Origin of the sequence: Streptomyces sp. NBC_00539, assembly GCF_036346105.1 — a bacterium.
Lineage (GTDB): Bacteria > Actinomycetota > Actinomycetes > Streptomycetales > Streptomycetaceae > Streptomyces.
In genome coordinates this window covers 5,789,242-5,816,218 of record NZ_CP107811.1, presented here as the reverse complement: position 1 = coordinate 5,816,218, position 26,977 = coordinate 5,789,242, and the positions used below count along the sequence as shown (strand labels likewise).

Here is a 26,977-nt window from a genome sequence, read left to right as displayed (position 1 = left end):
GCAGCGTGCGCTACGCCCCGGGCCTGCCGGTGAGCTTGGCCGTGCGGGCCTTGATGCCCCACTGGGTGACCCGCCACAGGGCCTCGACCACGATGTCCTTGCTCATCTTGCTGTCGCCGAACTCGCGCTCGACGAACGTGATGGGGACCTCCACGACCTTGAAGCCCTTGCGGACGGCCCGGCGGGCGAGGTCTACCTGGAAGCAGTAGCCCGCGGAGGCGACCTCGTCCAGGCCCAGCCCCTCCAGGGTCTCGCGCCGGAAGGCGCGGTAGCCGCCGGTCACGTCGCGGATCGGGACGCCGAGCATCAGCCGGGAGTAGGTGGAGCCGCCCCGGGAGAGGATCTCGCGGCTCTTGGGCCAGTTGACGACCCGGCCGCCGGGCACCCAGCGGGAGCCCAGGACCAGGTCGGCGCCGGCGAGCGCGGTCAGCAGCCGGGGCAGTTCCTCGGGCTGGTGGGAGCCGTCGGCGTCCATCTCCACGAGGACGCCGTAGCCGTGCTCCAGGCCCCAGGCGAAGCCCGCGAGGTAGGCGGCGCCGAGCCCTTCCTTGCCCTTGCGGTGCAGGACGTGGACGTGGTCGTCGGAGGCGCACAGCTCGTCGGCGAGCTTGCCGGTGCCGTCGGGGCTGTTGTCGTCGGCCACGAGGACGTGCGCCTCGGGCACCGCGGCGCGGACCCGGCCGACGATCAGCCCGATGTTCTCCGCCTCGTTGTACGTGGGGATGATCACCAAGGTGGTGCCGAGGGGCCCGTAGGTCCGCTGTCCGCCGTCGCTCACTGGGTCCCCTTGCATGCTTCTCGTCCAGCCCCGCCTCGTCCGTCCCGTCACAGCGGGACGATTTTAGAACAGGGATCGGGGCCAGCGGTCCTTCGGGCCGACCAGGCTCCCGCTGGCTGCGGGTGACCCTGGCCGTTGTCTACTGGACCGCCGGGCCCCGACCTGAGGCCACCCCTCCCCCAACTGCCGCTGGGGGCGCCCGCACCGGCGAAACCTTCCCTCGCCCCCGAGGCGCGGGCGCGCTGGGCGGACGGATCCGTCCGGAAGGGACGTCCTGTGGTGGACCCGGCCGAACCTATCCGGGTCGGGCCGCCGGTACCGAACCGAGGCCCGCCGGATCACCCCTGTGGCCGTACGAATACCTCCCGGCCACCCACGACCGTGGCCAGGCACACGGGGAGATCCGCGCCGGGCGTCAGGTCGGGCAGACCGGGGGTGCCGGAGCGCGGATCCGTCGACCAGCGGGCGACCCGGTCGTCGGGGGCCTGCACCACCAGTTCCTCCGTGCGCCAGACGGCGTAGTCGGCGGGAGCGCCCGGCACGAGGGTGCCCGCGTCGTCCCGGCCCAGTGCCCGCCACCCGCCGCGGGTGTGCGCGGCGAAGGCGGCCCGTACGGAGATGCGGTGCTCGGGGGTCCGGTGGAAGGCGGCCGCGCGGACGGTGCCCCAGGGGTCGAGGGGGGTGACGGGCGCGTCCGAGCCGAAGGCGAGCGGCACACCCGCCTTGAGGAGGGCGGCGAACGGGTTGAGGGTCCTGGCCCGGTCGGCGCCGAGCCGGTCGGCGTACATGCCGTCCTCGCCGCCCCAGGCGGCGTCGAAGGCGGGCTGCACGGACGCGGTCAGGCCCAGCTCGGCGAAGGCGGCGATGGTGGCCGGGGTCATCATCTCGGCGTGCTCCACACGGTGGCGGGCGGCCCGGATGCGGGCGAGGCCGACCTTCTCGGCGGCCGCCCGGACTCCTTCGACGACGGCGCCGAGAGCGGCGTCGCCGATGGCGTGGAACCCGGCCTGGAGGCCCGCCCCGGTGCAGGCGGCGACGTGCGCGGCGACGTCGGCGGCGTCGAGGTAGCCGGTGCCGGTGTGGGGCGCGTCGGCGTACGGGGCGTGCAGGCAGGCGGTGTGCGAACCGAGGGAGCCGTCCACGAACAGGTCGCCCGCCGCGCCGGCCGCGCCGAGTTCCACGGCGCGGTCGATGTCGCGGTCGGCCCAGTAGCCGAAGACGCGCGGGCCACGGTGGTGGGCGGCGAGGTCGAGCAGGGAGCTGAAGTCCTCCGGGGAGGAGATGTCGGGGCCGCCGCACTCGTGGACGGAGCCGATGCCCAGGGAGGCGGCGCGGTCCAGGGCGGCGCGCTGCGCCTCGGCGCGCTGGGCCGGGGTGACGGCGTCGAGCGCGGCCCGGCGGACCGCGTGGTGCGCGTCGCGGGTCAGCGGCTCGTCACCGGCCGCGTGGACACCGGGTACGAGGTCCAGCAGGGCGGTGGTGACGACGGCGGAGTGCACGTCGACACGGCTGAGGTAGAGCGGGCGGTTGCCGGTGGCCTCGTCGAGTTCCGCGCGGCGCGGGGCGCGCCGCTCGGGCCAGCGGGCGGCGTCCCAGCCGTGGCCGAGGAGCACCCGGTCGGCGGGGCGGCGGGCGGCGTGGGCGCGGACGAGGGCGAGGGCCTCGGGGAGGGAACGGGCCGCGGAGAGGTCCAGGCCGGTGAGGGCGAGGCCGGTGGAGGTGGTGTGGACGTGGGCGTCGGTGAACGCGGGGGTGACGAGCGCCCCGTCGAGGTGGACGACCTCGTCGACGCCCTGCGCGAAGGCGTCGGCGGCGCCTTCGGAGCCGACCCACGCGATGTGCCCCCGCTCGACCACCATCGCCGTGGCGAAGGGGTCGGCGGGGCTGTGCACCTCGCCGCCGCGGAGCAGGACGGTGCGGTGGGTTCCGGCGGCGGTGGCGGAGGCGGTGCGGTCAGTCATGCCCCCAGTTTCGCTGGTCGCCCGCCCCCGCCCGGACACGGCCCCCTCGCCGGGCCGCAGACGCCGCGGGACGGGGCGCCCCGGCACCGGGCGGTGCCGCGGGCGCCCGGGACCGGGCCCACGGCTCACACGCGGGGCGGGCGGGCTTCGTAGGGGGTGGAGAGGACCACGGTCGTGCGGGTGGCGACGTGGGCCAGGGCGCGCAGGCGCCCCAGCAGGTCTTCGAGTTCCAGGGGCGTGGCCACGCGCACCTTGAGGATGTAGTTCTCGTCGCCCGCGACGCTGTGGCACGCCTCGATCTCCGGGACCCCCGCGAGCCGCTCGGCGATGTCGTCGGGGGCGCTGGGGTCGAACGGTTTGACCGAGATGAAGGCCGTCAGCGGCAGCCCGACGGCCTCGGGGTCCACGACGGCCGCGTACCCGCGGATGACACCGCGCTGCTCCAGGCGGCGTACTCGCTGATGGACTGCCGACGTGGACAGTCCGGTGGCCTTGCCCAGATCCGTGTAGCTCATCCGCCCGTCCCGCACGAGCAGATCCACGATCTGGCGGTCCAGCTCCTCCATTGCGCTCATAGCCGCTCAACCTATTGCCCAGGACCGCTCCAGGCACAGCGGTGTCCACGGGGAAACGGCACCTGCGGCAGGCATGTGACCAAGGCCACAGGGGTATGGATGCGTACGCCCGGCTCTCGTGGTTACTCGTGCCGCGCGACGGGAAGTGCTTGCTGTGGCCGTGGCCGAAGAAATCTGCCCGCCCGGCCCACCCAAGGGGGAGTACATCCATGCTGAACACCAACCGTGCCGACCGCGTGAGCGAAGCCGCGTACGGCGAGTACGCACAGGACGCGGACGACGGGGAGTACCTCGAAGACGCCGACGGCTTCGAGGTCCACCACGCGGTCTGCCCCGACTGCGGTCAGTCCATCGCCCTGGTCGCGGACGAGGAGTACCTGCCGGAGCACGCGCTCTGCCTCACCCCGTGGAACCCGTTCGGGCTCACGGTGTGCGCGGGCACGGGCCGCCCGGCCTCGGAGGCGCTGGCGTCCGTGGGCGCGTTCCAGCCGGACGCCCAGGAGCTGGACCCGGTGGTCATGCTGACGCTGCCGCAGGGACTGGACTGGCGGACGCAGCCCTTCTCGCACGTCGGCGGTCCGGGATCGCGTCCGGTGCGGATGACGGCGACGGTGCTGCCGCCCCAGATGCGTCAGCACGCGCAGGCCGCCTGACCGGCCGGGCCGAGGGCCCTACCAGTACGTTCCCTGCACCATGGCGGCGAGAGCGGCGTGGTGCAGGATGAGGCCGTCGGGATCGGCGGGGACCTCGACCTCGCCGAAGTACGCCTGGCGGTAGGCGATGCGGAGCATGACGATGCCGTGCCGCAGGGCGGCGTACAGGGTGTGGAACTCCATGTCGCGCGGGACGTGCCCGGTGAGTTCGGCGTAGCGGCGTTCGAGGTCCTCGCGGCGCAGGAAGTCGGGCAGGCCCGGCTGGCCGAAGCCGACGGTCAGGTCCTGGAAGAAGCGGTGGAGGTAGACGGTCCAGCCGAGGTCCACCTCGCGCGGGGCGTACGCCGCCATCTCCCAGTCGAGTACGGCCACCGGTTCGAAGCCGTCGGGCTGGTAGATCACGTTGCCGATGCGCGCGTCACCCCAGTTGAGGACCGGGTCGCCCTCGTCGGCGGGCCAGAGTTCCTCCAGCCGGTCGAAGGCGCGCTCCAGCAGCGGTGAGGGGGCCAGGCCGTCCACCACCCAGGCGTAGTAAGCGCGTTGGGCCTCGACGTGCCGGCGCAGCGGGGTTCCTGGGCCGGCCGGGAGGAGGAACTGCGCTTCGTCGGCCGGGAACTGGTCGTGGAGGCGGGCGAGCAGGGAGATGCTCGCCTCCTGGAGGGCCGCGCGTTCGGCGTCGGTGGCGGAGTGCAGCCAGTTGCCCTCGTAGGTGTAGGGCATGACGTCGGGCGGGACACGGCCTTCGGCGCGGGCCATGACGAAGAAGGGCGCGCCCAGCGGTCGCGGATCCTCCTCCAGCCAGCGCACGCGCGGCACGGGCAGGTCGGTGTGTTCGGCGACCAGCCGCATGACGCGGTACTGGCGGGCCATGTCGTAGGTGGGGAAGACGGTGTAGGCGGCCGGGTCGGCGGCGAGGCGCAGGGCGCAGGCGCAGTCGGCGGCGTCCGGGTGCTCGATGTCGAAGAGGAGGGTCTCGCTGGACATGCCGTTGGAGCCGGGTACGGAGGTGTTGGTGACCTTCGCGCCGGGGAGGCGGCCGTCGAGCCAGGCCGTCAGGCGCCGGCCGAGTTCCTCGGGCTCGCGGGTGGAGGTGCGCGGACGTGGTGCCGTTGCCATGGAGTCCCTCCTGCTGCTTCGGGTGGTCTTCGGCTCGGCTCGGCCGTTACGGTGCGACGGAGGCGTAGTCGGCGAAGCCGCTGGGGTCGTGGCGGCCGAAGCTGCCGTGTTCGAAGATGCCGTGGCCGACCCGGCCGTCGAGGGTGAAGCGGGCCGAGTGGTCGGTGACGCCGAAGGCGGCCATGGGGTGGGCGGCCGGGTCGGAGAGGTCGTAGACCCGTCGGTCGGTCCATCCGCGGCCCTGCCAGGTGCCGTGCTGCCAGTCGGCGGCGGGCGGGTAGCCGGCGCCGACGGCCAGCGGGGAGGAGTTCAGGATCTCCACGCCGAGTTCGAGGGGTTTGCGGGCCGGGTCGGTGAGGTGGACGACGGCGCTCTCGGGGTGGCGGCCGCCGGGGCGGTAGCGGACGTCGGTGTGCGGCCAGCCGAGCTGGACGTCGCCGCGGCCGCTGCCCTCGGGGAAGACCTGGACGGCTTCGCTGAGGGTGCGGTGGCCGTCCGCGTCCTCCTGGGTGATGACCATGAGGAAGCGGTCCTCGAAGCGGACGGGGACCCAGAGCCAGTGGAAGCCCTCGGGGCGGTACTCGTCGGCGGCGCGGCCGCCGTCCTCGCCGGGGATGGGCCGCACGCCCCAGCTGCGGTCGCGGGTGCCGGTCCAGGCGCCGGGGGTGGGGGTGAGTTCCTCGCCCTTGGCGCGGATGGTGCCGGTGACGTTGCCCGCCTGGACGAAGCGGCGGCCCTCCAGCATGAGGCGGTCGCCGCGCCGCTGGATGTGGTGCGGTTCCCAGACCGCGGGGAACTCGGCGGTCCAGGTGAGGTCGTAGGAGAGGCCTCCGGGGTCGGCGGGGTCGGCGTCGCAGTGGAGGGTGAGGCGCCTCAGGGGTTGGTCGACGGTGATGCGCAGGGGGCCGACGGAGAGGTTCATGCGGTCGTCGGTGAGGGCGTCGGAGGCGCGCACGGCGAGCAGTTCGTCGCCGAGTCGCAAAGTGGCGTAGGCGTCGATGACGCCGGCGTTGGGGTAGACGCCGAGGCCGAGGATGAGGACGGCCCGGCCGGCGTGGTCGAAGACGTGGAAGATGCAGCGGTCGTAGGCGTTGCGGTCGCCGCTGACGAGGTGCTTCATCGACAGCGGTGCCTGGTGGACGGGGTACTCGTCCAGGGCGACGGGCCGGTCGGCGGGCATGACGAACCTCCTGCGTACGGGCGGGCTCCGCGGGCGGATATGACGGTACGTCAGAAACTGGCGGGCGTACCAGGCTTCTGACACACCGTGACACCCCGGCACGCAACGCCGCCCCGCAGGACGTAGTGTGGCCGGGTGACGACCACGGCGGAGCAAGAGGCGTTCCTGCGGGCGTTCCACGCCCGACATCCGGCGGTGACCGCGCAGGCGTTCGGCCCCGGCCGGGCTCCGGACGGCCGGTCCAGCTACGAGATCCTGTGCGACCGGGTGGCCGGGAGCCGACGGGTGCTGGACCTCGGATGCGGGGACGGCCTCCTGCTCGAACTCCTGGCCGGGGCGGACGGGAGGGACGGGGGGCACCTCGCGGGGGTGGACCTGTCCGCGCATTCCGTGGCGCTGGCCCGACGCCGGCCGGCGCTCGCCGGGGCGCGGGTGGAACAGGGCCGGGCCCAGGACCTTCCCTTCGCCGACGACAGCTTCGACGCCTGCGTCTCCCACATGGCGCTGATGCTGATGAGCGACGTCGAGGACGTCGCGGCCGAGGTCGCCCGGGTGCTGCGCCCCGGAGGGGTCCTGGCGTGCGTGGTGGGGGGCGGGGCCGTGGGCGGCGAGGCCTGCGAGCGGTTCATGGGGCTGTTGCGGCGCACGTGCGAGGAACTGCCCGCCTCACGGCGCATCCCGGCGCTGGGGGACCGCAGGACGCGCGACCGGGACGGGCTCGACGCGGTCCTCCGCCCGGCGGGCTTCGCCGCGGTGGAATGGGAGACGGTCCCCATCGACCTCAGCGGCCCGGTAGGGCAGGTGTGGGCCGCCCTCTGCGGCGTCTACGACCTCGGCCCGCTCGACGCGGCGAGCGTGGAACGACTGCGAGGGACCTTCACCGCCGAGGTCCGCGACCTCACGACACCCGAGGGCTTGGTCCCCTGCGCCTTGACCGTCCACCTCGCCACGACCCGCCTGCACGGGTAGGGCGGGGGCGCGGCGGGAGGGCGGGGCGCCGCGCCCGGGCGGTGGGCGCCCAGGTCCGGCCGATCCGCTCCGCCGGAGCGCAGATGATCCCCGAGGGGCCGCGGAGGTCGCAGGGCCGGTAGGCGCCCTCGTACCGGGCCGCTTCGCCGAGGAGTCCGACGTCATGGCGGCGCAGGCGGCTGGTCGTGCCGTCGATGTCGTGGATGCCGTCGACGACGATGGCCACGCTGTCCCTCCGTGGGGTCGCCACGGGGAGCTCCCTCTTCGGCACGCGAACCGTTCCGCTTACCGGTACCCCGGCACGGAGCCGGTACCTCGTTCTGGGCACCCGCACGGGCCGGTGTTCCGGATGCTTCGCCCGGGCAGCGGGAAAGGCCGCTCCGACTGCCCCGGCCGCCCCCGGCGGACTGCCGCGGGCCACGCGCAGGGGACGGGCCGGGGACCCGGCCTCCGGGGCGTCCGGCGCCCCGGAGCGCCCCACGCGGGCCGGGGGCGGCGGTCGTGCCGACCGCCCCGGGGGGCGGGGGCGGTCAGCGTGTTTCGGGGCCCGCCAGGTGCCGGGCGATGACCATGCGCTGGATCTGGTTGGTGCCCTCGACGATCTGGAGGACCTTCGCCTCGCGCATCAGCCGCTCGACCGGGAAGTCCGCGGTGTAGCCGTAGCCGCCGAGGACCTGGACCGCGTCCGTCGTCACGGCCATCGCCGCGTCGGTGCAGAACAGCTTCGCCATCGCCGCCTGGCGGGAGAACGGCTTGCCCGCGTCCCGCAGGCGCGCCGCCGCCAGGTACAGGGCCCGGCCCGCCTCTATCTTCGTCGCCATGTCGGCCAGCATGAAGCGCAGGCCCTGGAAGTCCGCGATCGGGTGGCCGAACTGCTTGCGGTCCAGCGCGTACGCGAGGGCCTCGTCCATGGCGGCCTGCGCGACGCCGATCGCGCAGGCGGCGATGCCCAGCCGGCCCGCGTCCAGGGCGGCGAGGGCGATGGTGAAGCCCTGGCCCTCCTCGCCGATCCGCCGCGCGTCGGGCACGCGGACCCCGTCGAAGTGCAGCTGGGCCGTGGGCGAGCCCTTGAGGCCCATCTTCTTCTCCGGAACGGCCGCCGTCAGGCCCGCGGCGTCCCCCGGGACCAGGAAGGCGGTGATCCCCTTGGGGCCCTCGCCGCCCGTGCGGGCGAGGACGGTGTAGAAGTCCGCGACCCCGCCGTGGGTGATCCATGCCTTGGTGCCGGTGATCACCCAGTCGTCGCCGTCGCGCACCGCCCTGGTGCTCAGCGAGGCCGCGTCCGAACCGGCGGCCGGCTCGGAGAGGCAGTACGCGCCGAGCAGGCCGCCGCCCAGCATCGCGGGCAGGTGGGCCGCCTGCTGCTCCTTGCTGCCGTACCCGGCCAGCCCGTGGCAGGCCAGTGAGTGCACGCTGACGCCGAGGCCGACGGTCAGCCGGGCCGCCGCGAGCTCTTCCAGCACCTGGAGGTAGACCTCGTACGGCTGATCGCCGCCGCCGAACTCACCGTCGTAGGGGAGGCCGAGCAGCCCCGAGTCGGACAGCAGGGCGAAGACCTCGCGGGGGAAGCGGCCGGCGTCCTCCTCTTCGGCGGCCCGGGGGCGGATCTCCCGCTGCGCGATCTCTCGTACGAGCGCGAGCAGATCGCGGGACTCTTCGGTGGGCAGCTGACGTTCCACCGGCTGCGGGGCGCGGTCGTTCATGGCGGCGCTCTCCTCCCTCATCGGGCACGGCGACGGCGCGTGAGGTGTGGGACGCGCCGCCGGGTCTCGGTGCTCTCACAGCCGATACTGCCCTCCCGGATCACGGAAGGACCTGTTCAGCGGCTGCGGCGGCTTGAGTATGCCCGATCAGGGGCTTCCCGTCACCGGTAGTTGATCGTCAAGATCCCCGCCCCCGGCCGAGGCTTCCTCGAGTACGGGTGGAGCCGGGCATTGCGGTACGAACTCCTCGATCACCCCCAAAGTGGCCCGTAGCTGCCGCACCAGCAGCGCCGCCAGTTCCTCGCGGCCCGGCAGCCCGGGCAGCCCTTCGCCGCCGTCCGCTCCGAGCCCGCCGACCCACTCCAGAGTGGTTCCCTCGACCCCGGAGAGCCAGCCGACGAGGGCCAGGCGGGCGATCGGCGGAACGGCTCGGTGCCCGTACGCGCCCTCGGCGATGGTGGCCACCAGCTCCTCGCGCACGGCGTCACGGAGGGCGAGCACTTCGGCGTCGGAGCCGACGCCGCCCGTGACGATGGTGCGGTAGGCGGCCTGGTGGTGTTCGGCGTAGAAGAGGTAGCCGTCGATGGTCCGGCGGGCACGCTCGGCACCGGTCAGTTCGGTGTCCGCGCCGGCGCGGGCGACGAGTTCGGCCACCGAGTCCTCGACGATGGCGAGGTAGTAGCCGCGCTTGCTCGTGAAGTAGTAGTAGATCAACCCCTTGGCGACGCCCGCCTGTTTGGCGATGTCGTCCATGGAGAGCGCGTCGTACGGGGTGTCGGCGAACAACTTGCGGCCGATGGCTATGAGTTCGGCCCTGCGGACCTGCGAACGGCCGGTCGCGCCGGGCTGCCGGCCGCGTCCTCGGCCCCGCCCCTCACCGCGCTGTTGACTATTATTCAAATTCGGCCCCAGCCTCGAACTCCCACAGGACGCCCGCAGTATGGCAGACCTGTCTTCGGCACTTCCCTGCGCACGGACGACGTACGGGAGGCACTTCCATGAGCGTGGACACCAGGCCGGAGGGCCGGGTCGACTGGCGCAGGACGGCGGCCGTGGCGCTGCCCGCGGTGGTCGCCGTCGGCGTGATGGCGACGGTCATGGCCCAGGGCGCGCCGGCCGCGTCCTTCGCCGTATCGGGGACCAGCTTCCAGGTCTCCTCCTCCAAGTTGAGCAGCCGGGGCCTCGCCTCCTACGTCCAGACGGACCGGTCGGCGGACGGCAAGGGACACCCGGTGGCGCTGCTCGGAATCGGTGAGGCGACGCTCGCCGACATCTGCCAGGCCGCCCGGGTGGACACCCCGCTGGGCGCGGTGGTCTTCAAGCTGACGGCCGGCGGGCCGGCCGGGCAGGTGACCGCCGGCAATCTCGTGATCGACGGCGAGGACCTCGACGGTGACGCGACCTTCGGCACCGCCCAGATCGGCCGGGACGCCTCCACCCTCGACCGGGTCGACGGGATCAAGGGCGAGCCGGGCAAGTTCGGGCTCCAGGCGGGGAACATCGAGGTGCTGAACGTGAGATCGCACGCCTGGTCCGCCACGGGCGGCAACTTCCGGCTCAAGGGCATGCGGCTGAACGTCACCCTGGACGGCGAGCAGTGCTTCTAGGCAGGGCGCGGCCCGCCCGCCGGCGGCGGCTCCCGCTTCACGGCGCCCGGCGGCGGCTGCGGGCCTGGCGCCGGACCCGGCCCTTCTGGGGCGGGCTGCTGGTGCTGCTGGGCGGGGCGGAGCTGCTGCTGGTCCCGCTCTCCCCGCTGGCGGTGCTGGTCAGCCTCGGCCTGGGCGGGGTCGCGGCGATCGGGATCGGGACCGCGCTGATCGTGGCGGCGCTGTTCCTGTGGTTCCTGCCCGGGACGAGGGCGTACGTCTGCGTCCACGCCCTGCTGCTGTCGGTTCTGTCCTTCGTGGCGACCAACCTCGGCGGCTTCCTGGTGGGGATGCTGCTCGGCGTCGCGGGCAGCGCGCTGGCCTTCGGGTGGACCCCGCGCCCGGAAGGGGCCGGGGAGCCGGGTGGCGCGCCCCGCCCCCGGCGCGGCGCTCCGCGCGTCATGGCCGCCGCGCTGCCGCTCGCGCTGCTGGCGACGGCCACGGCCGGCGCCCCTCAGGCCCGGGCCGCGCAGGCGCCGGTGACCGCGGCCCGCACTCCGCCCACCGTGACCACCTCGCTCTTCGCACCCCAGGGCTTCGCCCTCGCCGGGGTCACCGAGGTCGCCACGGTCGACGGACCGCGCAAGGTGCTGGTGCTGAGGATGGCGGCCGCCTCGCTCAGCGACTACCGGCTGCGTACCCGGGACGGCCGGGACGAGTACGGGCTGACCGCCTCGTCGCTGGAGCTGCGCGGGAACGTGACGCTGTACCTGACCAGGTTCAGCGGGTGCATCGAGGGGCTGCTCTGCGTCACGTTCAGCCCGGAAGGCCTGCCCGCTCCCCCGGTCATTCCCCCGTTCGTCTTCATGACGCGGGTCAGCGCCGAGCAGGCGCTGGTCACCTCGGACGTGATCGTCACGGACGGGCTGCGGCTGGAAGCGTCGTGAGGGCGCAGGCGCGGCGCGGGAGGGTCAGAGCCAGCCGACCTGGGTGACGAACATGGCGACCACGACCACCAGGGTCCAGCCGAGGACGTGTTCCAGCCAGGCGGTGTCCCCGTCGGGGCCGCCGGTGCCGACACGGCGGCGGAGGCGGGCGGCGAGGTCGGGGGCTGCGGTGGTGAAGGCGGAGGCGCGTGCGGTCATGCCGTCCAATGTGGCAGCCTTCGCGGCTTTCGCGGTAGAGACGAGCATCACGGGTGGCGCACCTCACTGCGCGCGCCGTGCCCGCGCGGCGCCGGCGCGACGCCCCCGCGGCGCCGGCCCACGCGTCACGCCCGCCGCGGAAGGCGGCGGGCGTGATCGGGTTCATCGGAGGGGTGGGATATCAGGTGCGCGGATACGGGTGCGTCCGGTCGCCGTCGCCGTCAGGCGCGGCGCATGCGTCCGGCGCCGCGGCGTTCGGGACCGGCCATGGCGGCCATCGCCAGCGCCAGCACGGTTCCGACGACGCCCGCTATGACGTTGCTGACCACCGAGCGGGTCGTGTCCACGTTGCCCGCGATGACCCACGGGGCGATGATCGTCCAGACGGCGATGCCGACGGCGGTCCACGCCATGGCGTGGGTGCGCTCGTACGCGGTACCCAGGCCGCCCATGCACAGGCAGTAGGCCAGGCCTGCGATGAGGTTGTTGACGGCCAGCGCGCTCAGCACGCTGAATCCGGCGATCCACGGCGAGGCCGCGATGTAGAGGCCCGTGATGAGGGCCAGTGCCTCCACTGCCTGCGCGCGGGGTGTGCTGGTGACCTGCTCGAACCGCGTGCGCATCTCAGCGAGGTCCGGGTGGTGTTCGATGCTTGAGTGCGTGGTCATGTCGGACTGCCTCCTGTTGAAGCTGCTCCTACACCCCCTCTGCCCTTTATGTCCCACTTACAACCCATTCGGTGGTGGGCAAATCGGGTGCGCCAGGCGTCGGAGCACACCGACGGACGTCGGAGCACACCGGCGGACCTCAGAGCACGCCGGCCGCGCGCAGGGCCGCGAGCCGCGCAGCGCCCGGACGGGCCGGAACGTAGAGGTAGCAGATCCCTCCGGCGGCCTGGACCTCCTTGCCGGCGGCGTTGAGGCGCCTGGTGCGCAACCAGACCTTCTCCCATTCGGTGCGCCGGTAGACCCGGCGTACGGCGGCGTCGTCCGCCGAGTTGGGGTCGTTGGCGATCACGTCCCCGGCCCCGGTGAAGCCGACGACGGTCATGATGTGGCCGGAGGTGCCGTACCCCGCCCCGGTGAGTTCCTCGGGCAGGAAGGACTGCGAGGTGATGACCGGGATTCCGGCGCGGATCAGGGTTTCCAGGTCAGTGAGGGAGGCGAGCCGGGTCACCACCGCGGCCATGTCCCGGTAGGTCGAGGCGTAGGCGGCGTTGAAGGGCCAGTTGCCGCACCCCTTGTAGGCCGCGTCGTAGGTGGAGCGGGCGGCGTGGCAGACCTGCGGGTCGGAGTAGGAGGGGTCCACCCAGGCCAGGTCCGCGGCAGTGGGCTTGCGGCCCCAGAACTCGATGATCATCTGGGAGGACGTGGGGCTGCACCAGGCCTCGCCGCCGTTGTCGTACTCCGGGTACCGCCCGATGTGGATCTCCTGCGAGTAGCGCGGGACCTTGAGCTCGTGGGCCGTGCCGGAGGGCTTCGAGGGGGGCACGGTGAACCGGTCCGGGACGTCCGAGGCCATGGCTCCGGCCAGCCAGACGGTGGGGCTGACGGCGGTGCCCGGCTTGCGGTACAGGGTCAGGCGCAGTTGCCAGTCCCGCAGGCGCAGACCGCTCGCCTTCGCGGCGGGGTCGACCGCCAGGGTGTCCGTCCACACGGTGGTGCGGCCGTCGCTCTGGCCGTCGACCGAGGTGCGGCGGATGTCGCCCTCGCCGGAGGCCCAGCGGCCCATCACGTACCACGGGGTGGCCGTGCCGTCGCCGTAGGTGGCGCGCAGCTCGACCTGGATCCAGGTACCGGCCGGGGTACGGGCGTTCCACGAGGCGACGGCCTCGGTGGCGGGGACGGCGGAGCGGTGCACGGGGGAGGTCCAGGTGGCGTGGTCCCAGGCGGCGGTCTTGCCGGTGTGCGGGTCGGTGTACTCGGTCCGGCCCGCCGGGGTCGCGATCTCCAGGCCCGGGCGGTCTCCGGCCACGGCCCCGGTACCGCGGTGGGTGCCGGCCTGCCAGTGGGCGTACGAGTACCAGAAGCGGTTGTCGATCGTCGGCGTGGTGGCGCCGCGCTCGCGCTCCCGGTGGGGCGCGGTGGCGGCCGTGGCCTTCCCGCCCGGGACCGTGGCCACGGCGGCGGCCGCGAGGGCTGCGGCGAGCAGGGCCCTGCGCGGGGTGGGTGCGGTCATGGTGGTGGCCCCCTGGGGTCGGTACGGCGGGATCGGCTGCTGCTCCACCCTCCCAGTTCCCGCGCGACGGGTGACGGAAGCCGCGGGACCGTGTCGGAGGCACGCACGTCATAGGCTGGCCGGGTGGAGCAGCCCGAGCAGTCCCCCCTCTCCCCCGGCCGGCCCCTGGGCCCACTCGCGCGGGAGCTCGCCGCCCTGTCGCCCTCGCTCGGGCCGGTCCGGCTGATCGGCGTCGACGGGCACGCCGGATCCGGCAAGAGCACCTTCGCGCAGCGCCTCGCCGAGACCCTGGGCGGAGCTCCCGTGCTGCACCTGGACGAGGTGGCCACGCACGAGGAACTGTTCGACTGGTTCGGGCGGCTCAGCGCCCAGGTCCTGGAGCCGCTCGCCGCCGGCCGGCCCGCGCGCTGGGCCCCGTACGACTGGGTGCTGCGCCGGTTCGGCCCGGAGCGGGTGCTGGAGCCGGTCCCGGTGGTGATCGTCGAGGGCGTCGGGGCGGGCCGGCGGGCCCTGCGTCCGTGGCTGGCGCGGCTGCTGTGGTTGGAGACGCCGCGCGAGGTGTCCTGGGGGCGCGGGCGCAGCCGGGACGGGCGTGAACTTCACGGTTTCTGGGACGAATGGGAGCGCGCGGAGCTCGTGCACTTCTCGGGCGACCCTTCGCGCCCCTTCGCCGACACCCTGGTACGCCAGAGCGGTACGGGATACGAGTGGACTTCCGGGGCTCTTGCGACTGCGCGAACCCCGGCTTCGGTCACCCAACGTCACGGACTCCCCCGGGCCTGAGCGCCGCCCCCGACGGCCCTGCGCCGGGGGTTCCCCGAGCCGCTTGACCTCGCCCCCGCGGCGGCCTTACGTTCTGAATGCGCGGTCCGCAGCGACCGCGGCGGACGCGAGGCCCCCGATTGTTCCCCCGTGATCGGGGGCTTCGTTCTGTCCCGGCGCGGGCCGCGGACGGCCGGCCGCGACCGCGATCCCCTCCACTTCCTTCACGCTGAGTCACCAGTGGGGTCCGCGGGGGCCTCCGGACCCGCGGCTGCCGCACCCTGGGTAAGGAGCGTCACCGCAGGTACGATGCAGCCCTGATTTCATCGGCATGGTGGACAACCCACGGGAGTGATCCGAGGGTTGCCGCGCACCACGGGGGCAGGCTTGTGGGGGATGTGATGGACTTCGGCATGCCGGGCAGCACCCACGCCCCGGCCGAACTCGCCTGGCTGCGCGGGGTCGACGCCTGCACCATGGGCGCCTATCCGCAGGCCGAGGAGGAGTTCCGCACGGCGGTGCGGCTCGATCCCGCGATGGCGGACGCCTGGCTGGGCCTGCACGCGCTCAGGGCGGACACCACCAACGCGCTGCTGCGCATGTACGCGCACCGGGACCGCTTCGGGGAGCAGCGCGCCCGGCACCGCAGGACGCTGAACTCCTGGTACTGGCTGGGCTGGTGGGTGCAGCCGGTGCTGGAGAGCCGCCGCGACCTGCTGCTGGCCCACGCCTCGCACTGGCTGGACGGCCGCCACGTGCCCGAGCTGGACCAGGCGCTGGCCGCCCTGCCCCCGGTCGACACCGATCCGCAGGTCCGCTTCCTGCACGCCTGCCGGGCCTACCTGGTCAAGGACTGGGAGCAGCTGGTGCGGCACACCGAACCGCTGGTGGACGATCCGCAACTGGGCATCGAGGCACGCCTGTTCGGCGGGATGGCCCGGGTCCGGCTGGAGATGTACGGGCAGGCGGAGCCGATGCTGGCGGCGGCGCTGATGCGCTGTCGCAGCGAGCAGCCGCAGCGCAAGGAGCTGCGGTACTGGCTGGCGCGGGCCCACGAGGGGACCGGCCGCAGCGCCGCCGCGCTGCCGCTGTACCGGGCGGTGCACCGGGTGGACCCGGCGTTCATGGACACCGCGGCCCGCTTGACGGCGATCGCCGACAGCAGCGACCCCGACGACATGGCGGGTTACGCGGCCTACGGGCACGTGGGCGAGCAGTTCGCCGGGCACGGGCCCGCCCCGGCCGGCGGGGACCTGGCGGCGGTCGCCCTCGGCGGCGGGGGCGGCGCCCCCGCGCAGGACGTCGCGGCGGACGGCCAGGCGGAGCCGGACCCGCTGCTCCCCGACCCGCCGGAGCCCCGCTTCGGTCCTCCGGACGGGGGCCGGGCGGACGGGACGCGGCACAAGGCGGCGTTACCGGCCCAGGGCGCGCCCGTGGGCCTTCCGGCCGGGCCCGCCGACCCGCGGGCGCTGGCGCAGGCGCTGGCGGAGCTGGAGCGGATGGTGGGCCTGGAGCCCGTCAAACGGCAGGTGAAAGCCCTCTCGGCGCAGTTGCACATGGCCAGGCTGCGGGCGGGCCAAGGCCTCCCGGTGCAGCCGCCCAAGCGGCATTTCGTCTTCTCGGGGCCCTCCGGTACGGGCAAGACCACGGTGGCCCGGATCCTGGGCCGGGTCTTCTACGCGCTCGGCCTGCTGGGCGGCGACCACCTGGTGGAGGCCCAGCGGGCCGATCTGGTGGGCGAGTTCCTCGGGCAGACGGCCGTGAAGGCGAACGAGCTGATCGATTCCGCGATCGGCGGGGTGCTGTTCGTGGACGAGGCGTACAGCCTGTCCAACTCCGGTTACAGCAAGGGTGACGCATACGGGGACGAGGCCTTACAGGTGCTCCTCAAGCGCGCGGAGGACAACCGCGACCACCTCGTGGTGATCCTCGCGGGCTACCCGGCCGGGATGGACCGGCTGCTGAGCACCAACCCGGGACTCTCCTCGCGGTTCACGACCCGAGTGGACTTCCCGAGCTACCGTCCCCTCGAACTGACCTCGATCGGGGAGGTGCTGGCGGACGGCAACGGCGACCGCTGGGACGAGGAGGCGCTGGAGGAGCTGCGCAGCATCAGCGGGCACGTGGTCGAGCAGGGCTGGATCGACGAACTGGGCAACGGCCGGTTCCTGCGCACCCTCTACGAGAAGAGCTGCGCCTACCGGGACCTGCGCCTGGCGGGCTTCGCAGGCGACCCCTCCCGGGAGGACCTCTCCACGCTGCGGCTGGCGGACCTGATGCAGGCGTACGGCGAGGTCCTCTCCGGCCGGGGCCCCCAAGAGCGCCCGGAGCCACCGCCGTTGTAGCGGCGGAGCCGGCGTACCGGGTCCCCGGCGCGCCTTCCGCGGGAGGCGGTTACCCTGCCGGCATGGTGACGGAGGGGGCCGAGGACATCGGCGGGGACCAGGACGGTCAGGACTGGGGTTCCACCCGCTCCTGGGTGCAGAAGCAGCTGTCCGAGGGCGAGTACGTGGAACGGGCCGTGCGGCTGCGCGGCGGGTGGACGTCACAGATGCGCAGGCTGGACCTGCGGGGACCGGATGGGGCGCGCTCTCTGGTCCTGCGGTCCTTCGTCGAGCCGTTCTTCCGCCGGCACGCGGAAGGCCTGCTGTCCCGGGAGGCGGCCGTCCTGCGCCTGCTCGGCGGTACGGACGTGCCCGCGGCCACCCTCGCCGCGGTGGACGCGACGGCGCGGCACTGCGACCACCCCTCCTTGCTGATGAGCCTGCTGCCGGGGACCGTGCGCCTGGACGAGCAGGACGCCGACGAACGCGCCGAACTGCTGGCCCGGCAACTGGTGGGCATCCACCGGCTGCCGGTCACCACGCAACGGCGGCCCCGCACCTATCAGGCGTGGACCTCCCCGGAGCGGGCGGTCCCGCCCGCGGACACGCACAGGCCCGGGCTGTGGCGGCGGGCCGTGGACGTCATCCGCCGCGAGCCGCCCGCCTACCGGGGCTGCTTCCTGCACCGGGACTTCCATCCCGGCAACGTCCTGTTCACCGGGAGCGGCGACGGTCTTCGGATCAGCGGTGTCGTCGACTGGGTGGAGACGTCCTGGGGGCCGGCCGACCTGGACGTGGCGCACTGCTCTACGGCCCTCGCCCTGCTCCACGGCGCTCCCGCGGGCATCCGGTTCGCCGACCGGTACGCCGCCGCCGGAGGGACCCTGGCCGAAGACCGCGCCGAGCACCTCTACTGGAGGCTCCTGGACGCGCTGGGCTTCGCCCCCGATGCCGAGAAGGTGGGCGTCCCCTGGCGCGAGCTGGGCCGCACCGACCTGGCCGCCGGGGTCCTGACCCGCAGGCTCGAGGAGTACGTCCAGGCGCTGTTCGACCGCTACGCCTGAGCGGGGTCGGGATCAGCCGGCCATGGCGTCTTCCGGGGCGGGGGCCCTGCGGGCCGGCGGGGGCGTGCGGTGGGCGGGGTCGCGGACCTCGCCGACCAGCATCTCCAGCACGTCCTCCATGGCGACCAGGCCCAGCACCCGGCCGCCCGGGCCGGCGACCTGCGCCAGGTGGGTGGCGTCGCGGCGCATGACGGTCAGCGCGTCGTCCAGCGGGAGGGTGGAGGACAGGGTCGTCATCCGGCGCCAGACCCGCTGGGGCACTGCCCGCTCCCGCTCCTCCAGGTCCAGTACGTCCTTGACGTGCAGGTAGCCCATGAAGGCGCCGTTGCCGGAGCGGACGGGGAACCGCGAGTAGCCCGTCCGCACGGTCAGCTGTTCGATCTGCCGCGGTGTGACGTCGGGGCCGACGGTGACGAGCCGGTCCCGGGCGAGGAGGACGTCGGTGACGGGGCGGGTGCCCAGCTCCAAGGCGTCCTCCAGGCGCTCCTGTTCGACCGGCTCCAGGAGCCCGGCCTGCCGGGAGTCCTTGAGGAGCCGGCCGAGCTGGGCACTGGTGTACACGGCTTCGACCTCGTCCTTGGGCTCGACCTTGAAGAGCCGCAGGACGAAGGTGGCGCAGGCGCCGAGCGCGGTGGTGACCGGCCCGCACAGGCGGGCGAAGGCGACCAGGCCGGGGCTGAACCACAGGGCGGTCCGCTCGGGGGCGGCCATGGCCAGGTTCTTGGGCACCATCTCGCCGATGACCAGGTGGAGGAAGACCACGGCGGCGAGCGCGACGGCGTAGCCGAGCGGATGGACCAGGCCCTCCGGGACGTGGACGGCCTGGAAGAGGGGCTCCAGCAGCCGGGCCACGGTGGGTTCGGCGACCGCGCCGAGCGTCAGCGAGCACAGGGTGATGCCGAACTGCGCGGCAGCCATCATCCGGGGCAGGTTCTCCAGGCCGTGCAGCACCTGGCGGGCCCGCTTGGAACCGGACGCGAGGGGTTCGATCTGGCTGCGGCGTACGGAGACCAGGGCGAACTCGGCGCCGACGAAGAAACCGTTGGCCAGCACGAGCAGCAGGGCGAAGAGCAGTTGGAGCGCGTTCACCGGCCGACCGCCTCGAGTTCGGCGGGAGCGGTGAGCGGGGCGGTGCGTACGAGCCGGACCCGTTCGGCCCGGTAGCGGCGCACCTGGCGGACGGACAGCCTCCAGCCGGGGAGTTCGGCGCGGTCCCCGGGGGCGGGGATCCGGCCGAGCAGATCGGCGACGAGACCGGCGACGGTCTCGTACGGGCCTTCGGGTACCTCCAGGCCTATCCGGCGCAGGGTGTGCACGCGGCAGCTTCCGTCGGCCTCCCAGGACGGGCGGCCGTCCTCGGCGGGCACGGCTGCCAGCTCGGGGCTGTCGTCCTCCGCGAGGTCGTGTTCGTCGCGGACCTCGCCGACGAGTTCTTCCACGATGTCCTCCAGGGTGACGACACCGGCGGTGCCGCCGTACTCGTCCACGACGACGGCCATCGGCTGTTCGCTGCGCAGCCGCTCCAGCAGCGGCTGCACCGGCAGCGAGCCGGGCACCAGCAGCGGGGCGACGCAGATGCGGGTCACGGTGGTGCGGGCGCGCTCCGCCTCCGGTACGGCGAGGGCGTCCTTGAGGTGGACGACGCCGGTGACCTCGTCGATGCGCTCGCGGTAGACCGGGAAACGGGACAGGCCGGTGGCCCGGGTCAGGTTGAGCACGTCGGCCGCGGTGGCCGTGTGCATCAGGGCGCTGACCTTCACCCGGGGCGTCATGACGTGCTGGGCCGTGAGCCCGCCCAGGGACAGGGTCCGTACGAACAGGTCGGCGGTGTCCTGCTCCAGGGCGCCGGCCTGAGCCGAATGGCGGACCAGGGACACGAGCTCGCCGGGGGTGCGGGCGGAGGCCATCTCCTCGGCCGGCTCCACGCCGAGCGCCCGTACGAGACGGTTCGCCACGGCGTTGAGGGCCGCGATGACCGGCCGGAAGGCACGGGAGAAGGACTGCTGCGGTCCGGCGACGAACCGGGCCACCTGGAGCGGGCGGGAGACCGCCCAGTTCTTCGGGACGAGTTCGCCGACGACCATCTGGACGGCGGAGGCGAGCAGCATGCCGATGACGACGGAGACGCCCGAGACGGCTCCCGCGGGCAGCCCGGTGGCGGCGAGCGGACCGGACAGCAGGGCCGCGAGGGCCGGTTCGGCGAGCATGCCGACGACCAGGGAGGTGATGGTGATGCCGAGCTGGGTGCCGGAGAGCTGGAAGGACAGCTCACGCAGGGCGCTGACGACCGTGCGGGCACGGCGGTCACCGTCGGCCGCGGCGCGTTCGGCCTCGGGCCGTTCCACGGTGACGAGGCCGAACTCGGCCGCCACGAAGAAGCCGTTGGCGAGGATCAGGGCGAATGCCGCCACGAGAAGGAGTAGCGGGATGGTCATGCCGCCGCCTCCACGGGGAGGGCGGCGCGGGTACTACCGGACGATCCGTCCATTGCTGGAGGGAGTCACTCCTCAAGTCGCAGTTGCCCACGGGCCACGGGGTCCCGGGGCCGGTGGGAGGGCGCACAGCTGCGCCCCGCCACCAGGGTAGTCATTGGGATCGCCGCCGCAATGGGACGCAGCGGGGATGCCCGGGGTCAGTGGCCCTTTGTACCGGTTCCGCGGGTTTCGGCCAGCGCGCGCAGGGTGCGCGCGTCGCCGATGGCCCGGGCCCTGGCGATGCCGGGCTGGATGCCGAGGACGGGCAGGCTGGTGCCGTCGCTCAGGTCGAGGAAGACCCACGGGTCGCCCGGACGGAGGTTCACCCGCAGGATCTGCGCCCACTCCAGGCGGCGGGTGCGGGTGAGGTTGACGACGGTGACCCCGGCCTCGTCCGCGACCACCTTGGGGCGGCTGAGCAGCACGAGGACGGAGCTGAGCAGGACCGCGGTGAAGACGAAGCTGATCCGCTCGCCGGGGTGCAGGTTCAGGAGCAGGGCGATCGCCGTGATCGTGACGAAGACGGCGAGGCCGGCGCCCAGCAGCACGGCCCTCGTGCGGGTCGGGCGGAAGGTGACCGGCAGGGCGGGCGGTTCGGGCTGGGCGGCGGCGTCGGCCATGGTGTGCGCTCGGTTCTGCGAGGTTCCGGCAGTGCCGGGTCGTGTCAGTGGCGGGTGGTGTCGGTGACGGCTGGCGTCCGTGACGGGTTGGTGTCCGTGACGGGCAGGGGTGTCAGAGACGGCAGGCGTGGATGGAGGTGGTGAGGATCGCGCGCGCGCCGAGCTCGTACAGGTCATCCATGATCCGCTGGGCTTCCTTGGCGGGAACCATGGCCCGGACGGCGACCCAGCCCTCGTTGTGCAGCGGGGAGACGGTCGGCGACTCCAGGCCGGGGGTGAGGGCGACCGCGCGCTCCAGGTGCTCGGCGCGGCAGTCGTAGTCCATCATCACGTAGCTGCGGGCCACCAGGACGCCCTGGAGGCGGCGCAGGAACTGCTGGGCCTGCGGGTCGGCCGGGTCGGTGCCGTTGCCGCGGATGACGACGGCCTCGGAGGTGAGGATCGGCTCGCCGATGACTTCCAGGCCGGCGTTGCGCAGGCTGGTGCCGGTCTCCACGACGTCCGCGATGATCTGGGCGACGCCGAGCTGGATGGCGGTCTCGACCGCGCCGTCGAGGTGGACGACGGAGGCGTCGATGCCCTTCTCGGCGAGGTGCTTGGCGACGATTCCCTCGTACGAGGTCGCGATCGTCATCCCGGTGAAGTCCTCGGGGCCCTTCGCGGTGCCGGGCAGGGTGGCGTAGCGGAAGGTGGACCGGCCGAAGTTCAGCGGCAGGATCTCCTCGGCGCTGGCGCCGGAGTCGAGCAGCAGGTCCCGGCCGGTGATGCCGATGTCGAGCTTGCCGGAGGACACGTAGATCGCGATGTCCTTGGGGCGGAGGTAGAAGAACTCCACCTCGTTCTCGGGGTCGACGACCACGAGTTCCTTGGACTCCTTGCGCATCCGGTAGCCGGCCTCATGGAGCATCGCCGACGCCGGTCCGGAGAGTGAACCCTTGTTGGGGACGGCGATGCGCAGCATGGGGGCTTCCTTGGGTGCGTAGGTGCGAAAGAGTGGCGCGGGCGGGGGCCCGCGTGAAGAGCTCCGGCCTAGAGGTGCGCGTAGACGTCGTCGAGGGAGATCCCGCGCGCGACCATCATCACCTGGACGTGGTAGAGCAGCTGGGAGATCTCCTCGGCGGCGGCTTCCTTGCCCTCGTACTCGGCGGCCATCCAGACCTCGGCGGCCTCCTCGACGACCTTCTTGCCGATGGCATGGACGCCCTTGCCGACGAGCTCGGCGGTACGGGAGGAGCTGGGGTCGCCGTTGGCGGCCTTGAGCTGGAGCTCGGTGAAGAGCTCTTCGAAGCTCTTGGAGGGTTTGTTCGCCATGATGGTCCTCAGAATAAGGGGTCCCCCGCCGCCACTCAGCGCCAGGGTTCGCTGACGGTCCGCAGGGTCATGGCGGTGGAGACGGCGGCGGTGACCGCTTCGTGCCCCTTGTCCTCGTTCGACCCCTCAAGCCCGGCGCGGTCCAGCGCCTGCTCATCGTTGTCGCAGGTCAGGACACCGAAGCCGACGGGGACTCCGGTGTCGATCGACACCTGTACCAGGCCTTGGGTGACGCCCTGGCAGACGTAGTCGAAGTGCGGGGTGCCGCCGCGGATGACCACACCGAGGGCGACGATGGCATCGTAGCCGCGACCGGCCAGTACCTTCGCCACGACCGGCAGCTCGAAGCTGCCGGGGACGCGCAGCAGGGTGGGCTCGTCGATGCCCAGCTCGTGCAGGGCCCGCAGGGCGCCGTCGACCAGCCCGTCCATGACCTTCTCGTGCCACTGGGCCGCGATCACGGCGACCCGCAGGTCGCCGCAGTTCTTCACGCTCAGTTCGGGTGCGCCCTTGCCGCTCACAGCTCTGCTCCTCGTTGGTCGTGCGTAGGTGGGTGGGGTGGTGACGGGGTTACTGGTTGCCGCAGGCGGAGGTGGTCACGGGCCCTTCCAGCCAGGGCAGGTCGTGGCCCATGCGGTCGCGCTTGGTGCGCAGGTACCGCAGGTTGTGCTCGCCGGCCTCGATCGGCATCGACTCCCGGCCGGCGACGGCGATGCCGTGGCCGACGAGGGCGTCCGCCTTGTCGGGGTTGTTGGTGAGCAGCCGCACGCTGCGGACGCCGAGGTCGGCGAGGATCTGCGCGCCGGCCCCGTAGTCGCGGGCGTCGGCGGGCAGGCCGAGCTCCAGGTTGGCGTCCAGGGTGTCGCGGCCGCGCTCCTGGAGTTCGTACGCGCGCAGCTTGGACAGCAGCCCGATGCCGCGGCCCTCGTGGCCGCGCAGGTAGACGACCACGCCGCGGCCCTCGGCCTGGATGCGGGCCATGGAGGCGTGCAGCTGCGGGCCGCAGTCGCAGCGCTGGGACTGGAAGATGTCGCCGGTCAGGCACTCGGAGTGCATGCGGACCAGGATGTCGCTGCCGTCGCCGACCTCGCCGTGGACGAGGGCGACGTGCTCGACCCCGTCGACGGTGGAGCGGTAGCCGTAGGCCGTGAACGTGCCGAAGGCGGTCGGCAGGTTGACCTCGGCCTCCCGGCGCACGGTCGGCTCGGCGGAGCGGCGGTAGGCGATCAGATCCTCTATGGAGATGATCGTCAGACCGTGCTTGCGGGCGAAGGGGACCAGCTCGGGCAGCCGCAGCATCACGCCGTCCTCGCCGGCGATCTCCACGATGGCGCCGGCCGGGCGCAGGCCCGCGAGGCGGGCGAGGTCGACGGCGGCCTCGGTGTGGCCGTTGCGGACCAGGACGCCGCCGGCCTTGGCGCGCAGCGGGAAGATGTGGCCGGGGCGGACGAAGTCCGAGGGTTCGCTGGTGCCGGCGGCCAGCAGCCGCAGGGTGGTGGCGCGGTCGGCGGCGGAGATGCCGGTGCTGACGCCGTGGGCGGCGCTCGCGTCGACGGAGACGGTGAAGGCGGTCTTCATCGACTCGGTGTTGTGCTGGACCATCTGGGGAAGTTCGAGGCGGTCCAGTTCGGGCCCCTCCATGGGGGCGCAGATCAGGCCGCGGCACTCGCTCATCATGAACGCGATGATCTCGGGGGTGGCCTTCTCGGCTGCGATGACGAGGTCCCCCTCGTTCTCGCGGTCCTCGTCGTCGACGACGACGACCGGGCGGCCTGCCGCGATGTCCCGGATGGCCTGCTCGACGGGGTCGAGGCGGAACGTCTGCGCGTGGAGGTCTTCGGGCACGTCCGGCACGGGCTTGAGGGGGGTCATGCCGTTGCTCCTTCGAGGGCCGGGGCGGTGGTGGTGCGCGAGCGCTGGTACCAGTCGTACGCGCCCCACAGGACGAGTGCGAAGTAGACGACGTAGACGAGGCCGGAGAAGGCCAGGCCGCCCGTGAAGGCGAGCGGGACGCCGACGAGGTCGACGAGGAGCCAGGCCGCCCAGAACTCGACCAGGCCGCGGGCCTGGGCGACCATCGCCACGATGGTGCCGACGAAGATGTAGGCGTCGGCCCAGGGGCTCCACGACAGGTCCGGGAACAGGGTGAAGAGGCCGCCCACGGCGAGGGTGCCGAGGGCCGCTCCGGCGAGGAGCAGGCCGCGCTCGCGCCAGGTGGCGGTGCGGACGGCGATGGAGCCGTCCTGGGCCTGCTGCCTGCCGCGCTGCCAGGCGCGCCAGCCCCATGCGGCCACGCCGATGACCAGGAGCTGCTTGCCGACACCGCCGGAGAGGTGGGCGGAGGCGTAGGCGGCGATGAGGATGAGGCCGGACAGGAGCTGGGCGGGCCAGGTCCAGATGGAGCGGCGCCAGCCGAGCGCGAGGGCGGCCAGGCCCATCAGGTTGCCGATCATGTCGGACCAGATGACCTTCTGGCCGACGATCTCGAAGGCCTCGGTGTTGAGCCAGGTCAGGGCGCTCACTGGGCTTCTCCTTCGGTGCGCAGCGGGTCCACTCCGGCGGCCAGCAGGCGTTCGACGTATTTGGCGAGGACGTCGACCTCCAGGTTGACCGGGTCGCCGGGCTGCTTGCGGCCGAGCGTGGTCAGGGCGAGGGTCGTCGGGATGAGGCTGACCGTGAACCAGTCGGCGGCGGCCTCCACGACGGTGAGGCTGACGCCGTCGACGGTGATGGAGCCCTTCTCCACGACGTAGCGGGACAGGTGGGCCGGGAGGGCTACCTTGACGATCTCCCAGTGCTCGGAGGGGGTGCGGGAGAGGATCTCGCCGGTGCCGTCCACGTGTCCCTGGACCAGGTGGCCCCCGAGGCGTCCGCCGAGCGCCATCGGGCGCTCCAGGTTGACCCGCGAGCCCTTGGCCAGGGCGCCGAGGCTGGAGCGGTTCAGGGTCTCCTGCATGACGTCGGCGGTGAACTCGCCGTCCGCGGTCTCCACGACGGTCAGGCAGACGCCGTTGACGGCGATGGAGTCGCCGTGCTTCGCGCCCTCGGTGACGAGGGGGCCGCGCAGGCGGAAGCGCGAGGCTTCGGCGAGCTGCTCGACGGCGGTGACCTCGCCCAGTTCTTCGACGATTCCGGTGAACACTCAGTGCTCCTTGGGGGCGGTGGTGGGGACGGCAGTGGTGGGGACGGCGGTGATGCGCAGGTCGGCGCCGACGCGGACGGCCTCGGTGATGTCGAGGCGCACCGCCCGGGCGATGGTGGTGATGCCGGCGTCGGCGAGGGCCGCGGGGCCGGAGCCGAGCAGGGCCGGGGCGAGGTAGCCGACGACGCGGTCGACGGCCCCGGCTTCGAGGAAGGCGCCCGCCAGGGTGGGACCGCCTTCGAGGAACACGGAGCGCACCCCCCGGGCGTGCAGGGCCGTGAGGAGTTCGGGGACGGGGACGCGGCCGTCGCGCAGGGGCAGCCGGAGCAGGTCGACGCCGGGCAGGTGCCGGGTGTCGGCGTCCTCGGCGACGACGAGCAGGGTCGGGGCCGCGTCGTCGAGGATGCGGGCTCCGGGCAGGAGGGCGGCGTGCGTGTCGAGGGCGACGCGCAGCGGCTGGGTGGCCCCTTCGACGCCGCGTACGGCCAGGTGCGGGTCGTCGGCACGCAGGGTTCCGCCGCCCACGAGGACGGCGTCGGCCTCGGCGCGCAGCCGGTGGACGTCGGCGCGGGATTCGGGGGAGGTGATCCAGCGGCTGCTGCCGTCGGCGGCGGCGCTGCGGCCGTCGAGGGTGGCGGCGTACTTCCAGGTGACGTGGGGGCGGCCCAGGCGTACGGAGGTCAGCCACGCGATGTTGCCGGCCTCGGCCTCGGCCTCCAGGAAGCCGCCCTCGGTCTGGACGCCGGCCGCGCGCAGGGTGGCGGCGCCGCCACTGGCCTGCGGGTCGGGGTCGGGGACCGCGTAGACGACGCGGGTGACGCCCGCTTCGAGGAGGGCCTGCGCGCAGGGGCCGGTGCGTCCGGTGTGGTTGCAGGGTTCGAGGGTGACGTAGGCGGTTCCGCCCCGGGCGGCGGGGCCCGCGGCGCGCAGGGCGTGGACCTCCGCGTGCGGACCGCCGGCCCGCTGGTGCCAGCCCTCGCCGACGACCGTTCCGGCGGCGTCGGTGATGACACAGCCGACGACGGGGTTGGGGCTGGTGGAGCCGAGTCCGCGGGCCGCGAGGGCGATCGCCCGGCGCATGGCGGCGGCACCCGTCTCGGGTGCGGTCTGCGCGGCGTCTGTCGCCACCGGGTCCTCCTGCCTCATCGGGCACGGACTCCGGGGCCTGTCGGGATACGACAGATGAAGCGGGAAGCACACGCGGGGACGCCGAGGCCGGAAAAGCGGGTCCGCTCGGTGGTATCCCGAGGGATACGCCCGATGGACCGCCGACGGCGGCGTACCGGTGACTGGCCCGCCGCGCACTGCCTCCCATCCGGACTTTAACCGTCGGTCCAGGAATTTCACCTGGTCAACCGGCCGCTGGCTGCGGACGGGTCGCGGACTATAACCGCCGGTTCGGAATTACACCGACCCCGGAGTGCGCTGCTACTGGT

Annotated in this window: 27 protein-coding genes and 1 riboswitch; of the genes, 7 read left to right on the top strand and 20 right to left on the bottom strand. The window is 73.3% G+C overall.

The features are described from left to right. Positions 1-10: 10 nt before the first annotated feature. The 3 genes from OG861_RS26190 to OG861_RS26180 form a co-directional block, all read right to left on the bottom strand. The gene (locus OG861_RS26190) at positions 11-778 is read right to left on the bottom strand and encodes a polyprenol monophosphomannose synthase (protein WP_329193485.1); all 768 of its coding nucleotides are present in this window, start codon (positions 776-778) and stop codon (positions 11-13) included. A gap of 338 nt (positions 779-1,116) precedes the next feature. Next, positions 1,117-2,739: an amidohydrolase gene (locus OG861_RS26185; protein ID WP_329193488.1), complete on the bottom strand. Its 1,623-nt coding sequence runs from the start codon at positions 2,737-2,739 to the stop codon at positions 1,117-1,119. Between the two features lie 125 nt (positions 2,740-2,864). Continuing rightward, the gene (locus OG861_RS26180) at positions 2,865-3,305 is read right to left on the bottom strand and encodes an Lrp/AsnC family transcriptional regulator (protein WP_168713945.1); all 441 of its coding nucleotides are present in this window, start codon (positions 3,303-3,305) and stop codon (positions 2,865-2,867) included. A 218-nt stretch (positions 3,306-3,523) separates the two neighbouring features. Here OG861_RS26180 and OG861_RS26175 point away from each other — a divergent pair, with 218 nt between their 5' ends. Beyond that, complete coding sequence (locus tag OG861_RS26175; protein WP_329193489.1) at positions 3,524-3,967, top strand: hypothetical protein; 444 nt, start codon at positions 3,524-3,526, stop codon at positions 3,965-3,967. An 18-nt stretch (positions 3,968-3,985) separates the two neighbouring features. Here the strand turns inward: OG861_RS26175 and OG861_RS26170 are convergent, their stop codons facing one another. Beyond that, positions 3,986-5,083: a phosphotransferase family protein gene (locus tag OG861_RS26170; protein ID WP_329193490.1), complete on the bottom strand. Its 1,098-nt coding sequence runs from the start codon at positions 5,081-5,083 to the stop codon at positions 3,986-3,988. Positions 5,084-5,129: 46 nt separating this feature from the next. Continuing rightward, on the bottom strand, positions 5,130-6,263 hold the full coding sequence (locus tag OG861_RS26165; protein WP_329193491.1) for a hypothetical protein: 1,134 nt from the start codon (positions 6,261-6,263) through the stop codon (positions 5,130-5,132). 135 nt (positions 6,264-6,398) lie between these two features. Between OG861_RS26165 and OG861_RS26160 the strand changes: the two genes are divergently transcribed. Then, complete coding sequence (locus OG861_RS26160) at positions 6,399-7,232, top strand: class I SAM-dependent methyltransferase (protein WP_329193493.1); 834 nt, start codon at positions 6,399-6,401, stop codon at positions 7,230-7,232. A gap of 530 nt (positions 7,233-7,762) precedes the next feature. Here the strand turns inward: OG861_RS26160 and OG861_RS26155 are convergent. Further along, positions 7,763-8,935 carry an acyl-CoA dehydrogenase family protein gene (locus OG861_RS26155; protein ID WP_329193496.1) on the bottom strand — a complete coding sequence of 391 codons (1,173 nt, stop codon included), beginning with the start codon at positions 8,933-8,935 and terminating at the stop codon, positions 7,763-7,765. A 147-nt stretch (positions 8,936-9,082) separates the two neighbouring features. Then, positions 9,083-9,835, bottom strand: a complete 753-nt coding sequence (locus OG861_RS26150; protein WP_443056452.1) for a TetR/AcrR family transcriptional regulator — start codon at positions 9,833-9,835, stop codon at positions 9,083-9,085. 98 nt (positions 9,836-9,933) lie between these two features. On the opposite strand from OG861_RS26150, the gene OG861_RS26145 reads away from it, so the two are divergent. Both OG861_RS26145 and OG861_RS26140 read left to right on the top strand, forming a co-directional pair. Continuing rightward, positions 9,934-10,542 (top strand): DUF6230 family protein, encoded by a 609-nt coding sequence (locus OG861_RS26145; protein WP_329193498.1) that lies wholly within the window; start codon positions 9,934-9,936, stop codon positions 10,540-10,542. After that, positions 10,533-11,468 carry a DUF6114 domain-containing protein gene (locus tag OG861_RS26140; protein WP_329193500.1) on the top strand — a complete coding sequence of 312 codons (936 nt, stop codon included), beginning with the start codon at positions 10,533-10,535 and terminating at the stop codon, positions 11,466-11,468. The genes OG861_RS26145 and OG861_RS26140 overlap by 10 nt, the downstream gene beginning before the upstream one ends. A gap of 24 nt (positions 11,469-11,492) precedes the next feature. On the opposite strand, the gene OG861_RS26135 is transcribed toward OG861_RS26140, so the two are convergent. The 3 genes from OG861_RS26135 to OG861_RS26125 all read right to left on the bottom strand — a co-directional run bounded on the left by OG861_RS26135 (position 11,493) and on the right by OG861_RS26125 (position 13,844). Beyond that, on the bottom strand, positions 11,493-11,666 hold the full coding sequence (locus OG861_RS26135; protein ID WP_329193502.1) for an SCO1431 family membrane protein: 174 nt from the start codon (positions 11,664-11,666) through the stop codon (positions 11,493-11,495). Between the two features lie 221 nt (positions 11,667-11,887). Beyond that, positions 11,888-12,334 (bottom strand): SPW repeat protein, encoded by a 447-nt coding sequence (locus OG861_RS26130; protein WP_329193504.1) that lies wholly within the window; start codon positions 12,332-12,334, stop codon positions 11,888-11,890. A gap of 139 nt (positions 12,335-12,473) precedes the next feature. After that, positions 12,474-13,844: a peptidase C39 family protein gene (locus OG861_RS26125; RefSeq protein WP_329193506.1), complete on the bottom strand. Its 1,371-nt coding sequence runs from the start codon at positions 13,842-13,844 to the stop codon at positions 12,474-12,476. Positions 13,845-14,009: 165 nt separating this feature from the next. On the opposite strand from OG861_RS26125, the gene OG861_RS26120 reads away from it, so the two are divergent. The 3 genes from OG861_RS26120 to OG861_RS26110 all read left to right on the top strand — a co-directional run bounded on the left by OG861_RS26120 (position 14,010) and on the right by OG861_RS26110 (position 17,994). After that, entirely contained in the window at positions 14,010-14,627 is a 618-nt protein-coding gene (locus tag OG861_RS26120) for a uridine kinase family protein (protein WP_329202032.1), read from the top strand. Positions 14,628-15,007: 380 nt separating this feature from the next. Then, positions 15,008-16,951 carry an AAA family ATPase gene (locus tag OG861_RS26115; protein WP_329193508.1) on the top strand — a complete coding sequence of 648 codons (1,944 nt, stop codon included), beginning with the start codon at positions 15,008-15,010 and terminating at the stop codon, positions 16,949-16,951. Positions 16,952-17,013: 62 nt separating this feature from the next. Next, the gene (locus tag OG861_RS26110) at positions 17,014-17,994 is read left to right on the top strand and encodes a phosphotransferase family protein (protein WP_329193510.1); all 981 of its coding nucleotides are present in this window, start codon (positions 17,014-17,016) and stop codon (positions 17,992-17,994) included. Between the two features lie 12 nt (positions 17,995-18,006). Here the strand turns inward: OG861_RS26110 and OG861_RS26105 are convergent, their stop codons facing one another. From OG861_RS26105 to ribD, 10 genes are all read right to left on the bottom strand, one after another. Next, on the bottom strand, positions 18,007-19,083 hold the full coding sequence (locus tag OG861_RS26105) for a hemolysin family protein (RefSeq protein WP_329193513.1): 1,077 nt from the start codon (positions 19,081-19,083) through the stop codon (positions 18,007-18,009). Further along, a complete protein-coding gene (locus OG861_RS26100; RefSeq protein ID WP_329193515.1) occupies positions 19,080-20,429 on the bottom strand; it encodes a hemolysin family protein in 1,350 nt (449 codons plus the stop codon). The genes OG861_RS26105 and OG861_RS26100 overlap by 4 nt, the downstream gene beginning before the upstream one ends. 197 nt (positions 20,430-20,626) lie before the next feature. Continuing rightward, a complete protein-coding gene (locus OG861_RS26095; protein WP_329193516.1) occupies positions 20,627-21,088 on the bottom strand; it encodes a PH domain-containing protein in 462 nt (153 codons plus the stop codon). A gap of 112 nt (positions 21,089-21,200) precedes the next feature. Further along, a complete protein-coding gene (gene hisG, locus OG861_RS26090; RefSeq protein ID WP_329193517.1) occupies positions 21,201-22,049 on the bottom strand; it encodes an ATP phosphoribosyltransferase in 849 nt (282 codons plus the stop codon). A gap of 68 nt (positions 22,050-22,117) precedes the next feature. Beyond that, the gene (locus tag OG861_RS26085; protein WP_190187088.1) at positions 22,118-22,399 is read right to left on the bottom strand and encodes a phosphoribosyl-ATP diphosphatase; all 282 of its coding nucleotides are present in this window, start codon (positions 22,397-22,399) and stop codon (positions 22,118-22,120) included. A gap of 35 nt (positions 22,400-22,434) precedes the next feature. Next, the gene (ribH, locus tag OG861_RS26080; RefSeq protein WP_007262951.1) at positions 22,435-22,920 is read right to left on the bottom strand and encodes a 6,7-dimethyl-8-ribityllumazine synthase; all 486 of its coding nucleotides are present in this window, start codon (positions 22,918-22,920) and stop codon (positions 22,435-22,437) included. Positions 22,921-22,969: 49 nt separating this feature from the next. Continuing rightward, positions 22,970-24,271 carry a bifunctional 3,4-dihydroxy-2-butanone-4-phosphate synthase/GTP cyclohydrolase II gene (locus OG861_RS26075; protein WP_329193520.1) on the bottom strand — a complete coding sequence of 434 codons (1,302 nt, stop codon included), beginning with the start codon at positions 24,269-24,271 and terminating at the stop codon, positions 22,970-22,972. Beyond that, positions 24,268-24,921, bottom strand: coding sequence for a nicotinamide mononucleotide transporter family protein (locus tag OG861_RS26070; RefSeq protein WP_329193523.1), 654 nt, complete (start codon positions 24,919-24,921; stop codon positions 24,268-24,270). The genes OG861_RS26075 and OG861_RS26070 overlap by 4 nt, the downstream gene beginning before the upstream one ends. Beyond that, positions 24,918-25,541 carry a riboflavin synthase gene (locus OG861_RS26065; protein ID WP_329193525.1) on the bottom strand — a complete coding sequence of 208 codons (624 nt, stop codon included), beginning with the start codon at positions 25,539-25,541 and terminating at the stop codon, positions 24,918-24,920. The genes OG861_RS26070 and OG861_RS26065 overlap by 4 nt, the downstream gene beginning before the upstream one ends. Further along, the gene (gene ribD / locus OG861_RS26060) at positions 25,542-26,687 is read right to left on the bottom strand and encodes a bifunctional diaminohydroxyphosphoribosylaminopyrimidine deaminase/5-amino-6-(5-phosphoribosylamino)uracil reductase RibD (protein WP_329193527.1); all 1,146 of its coding nucleotides are present in this window, start codon (positions 26,685-26,687) and stop codon (positions 25,542-25,544) included. It abuts the gene before it with no gap. A gap of 151 nt (positions 26,688-26,838) precedes the next feature. After that, positions 26,839-26,969, bottom strand: a riboswitch (FMN riboswitch). Positions 26,970-26,977 lie beyond the last annotated feature (8 nt).

What these genes read in the sequence shown, in the direction of transcription:
- OG861_RS26085 (WP_190187088.1), bottom strand. Translation starts at nt 22,399, where the DNA reads ATGGCGAACAAACCCTCCAAGAGCTTCGAAGAGCTCTTCACCGAGCTC.
- OG861_RS26170 (WP_329193490.1), bottom strand. Translation starts at nt 5,083, where the DNA reads ATGGCAACGGCACCACGTCCGCGCACCTCCACCCGCGAGCCCGAGGAA.
- ribD (WP_329193527.1), bottom strand. Translation starts at nt 26,687, where the DNA reads ATGAGGCAGGAGGACCCGGTGGCGACAGACGCCGCGCAGACCGCACCC.
- OG861_RS26075 (WP_329193520.1), bottom strand. Translation starts at nt 24,271, where the DNA reads ATGACCCCCCTCAAGCCCGTGCCGGACGTGCCCGAAGACCTCCACGCG.
- OG861_RS26175 (WP_329193489.1), top strand. Translation starts at nt 3,524, where the DNA reads ATGCTGAACACCAACCGTGCCGACCGCGTGAGCGAAGCCGCGTACGGC.
- OG861_RS26135 (WP_329193502.1), bottom strand. Translation starts at nt 11,666, where the DNA reads ATGACCGCACGCGCCTCCGCCTTCACCACCGCAGCCCCCGACCTCGCC.
- OG861_RS26180 (WP_168713945.1), bottom strand. Translation starts at nt 3,305, where the DNA reads ATGGAGGAGCTGGACCGCCAGATCGTGGATCTGCTCGTGCGGGACGGG.
- OG861_RS26110 (WP_329193510.1), top strand. Translation starts at nt 17,014, where the DNA reads ATGGTGACGGAGGGGGCCGAGGACATCGGCGGGGACCAGGACGGTCAG.
- OG861_RS26130 (WP_329193504.1), bottom strand. Translation starts at nt 12,334, where the DNA reads ATGACCACGCACTCAAGCATCGAACACCACCCGGACCTCGCTGAGATG.
- OG861_RS26115 (WP_329193508.1), top strand. Translation starts at nt 15,008, where the DNA reads ATGGACTTCGGCATGCCGGGCAGCACCCACGCCCCGGCCGAACTCGCC.
- OG861_RS26145 (WP_329193498.1), top strand. Translation starts at nt 9,934, where the DNA reads ATGAGCGTGGACACCAGGCCGGAGGGCCGGGTCGACTGGCGCAGGACG.
- OG861_RS26095 (WP_329193516.1), bottom strand. Translation starts at nt 21,088, where the DNA reads ATGGCCGACGCCGCCGCCCAGCCCGAACCGCCCGCCCTGCCGGTCACC.
- OG861_RS26155 (WP_329193496.1), bottom strand. Translation starts at nt 8,935, where the DNA reads ATGAACGACCGCGCCCCGCAGCCGGTGGAACGTCAGCTGCCCACCGAA.
- OG861_RS26125 (WP_329193506.1), bottom strand. Translation starts at nt 13,844, where the DNA reads ATGACCGCACCCACCCCGCGCAGGGCCCTGCTCGCCGCAGCCCTCGCG.
- OG861_RS26185 (WP_329193488.1), bottom strand. Translation starts at nt 2,739, where the DNA reads ATGACTGACCGCACCGCCTCCGCCACCGCCGCCGGAACCCACCGCACC.
- OG861_RS26165 (WP_329193491.1), bottom strand. Translation starts at nt 6,263, where the DNA reads ATGCCCGCCGACCGGCCCGTCGCCCTGGACGAGTACCCCGTCCACCAG.
- OG861_RS26100 (WP_329193515.1), bottom strand. Translation starts at nt 20,429, where the DNA reads ATGACCATCCCGCTACTCCTTCTCGTGGCGGCATTCGCCCTGATCCTC.
- hisG (WP_329193517.1), bottom strand. Translation starts at nt 22,049, where the DNA reads ATGCTGCGCATCGCCGTCCCCAACAAGGGTTCACTCTCCGGACCGGCG.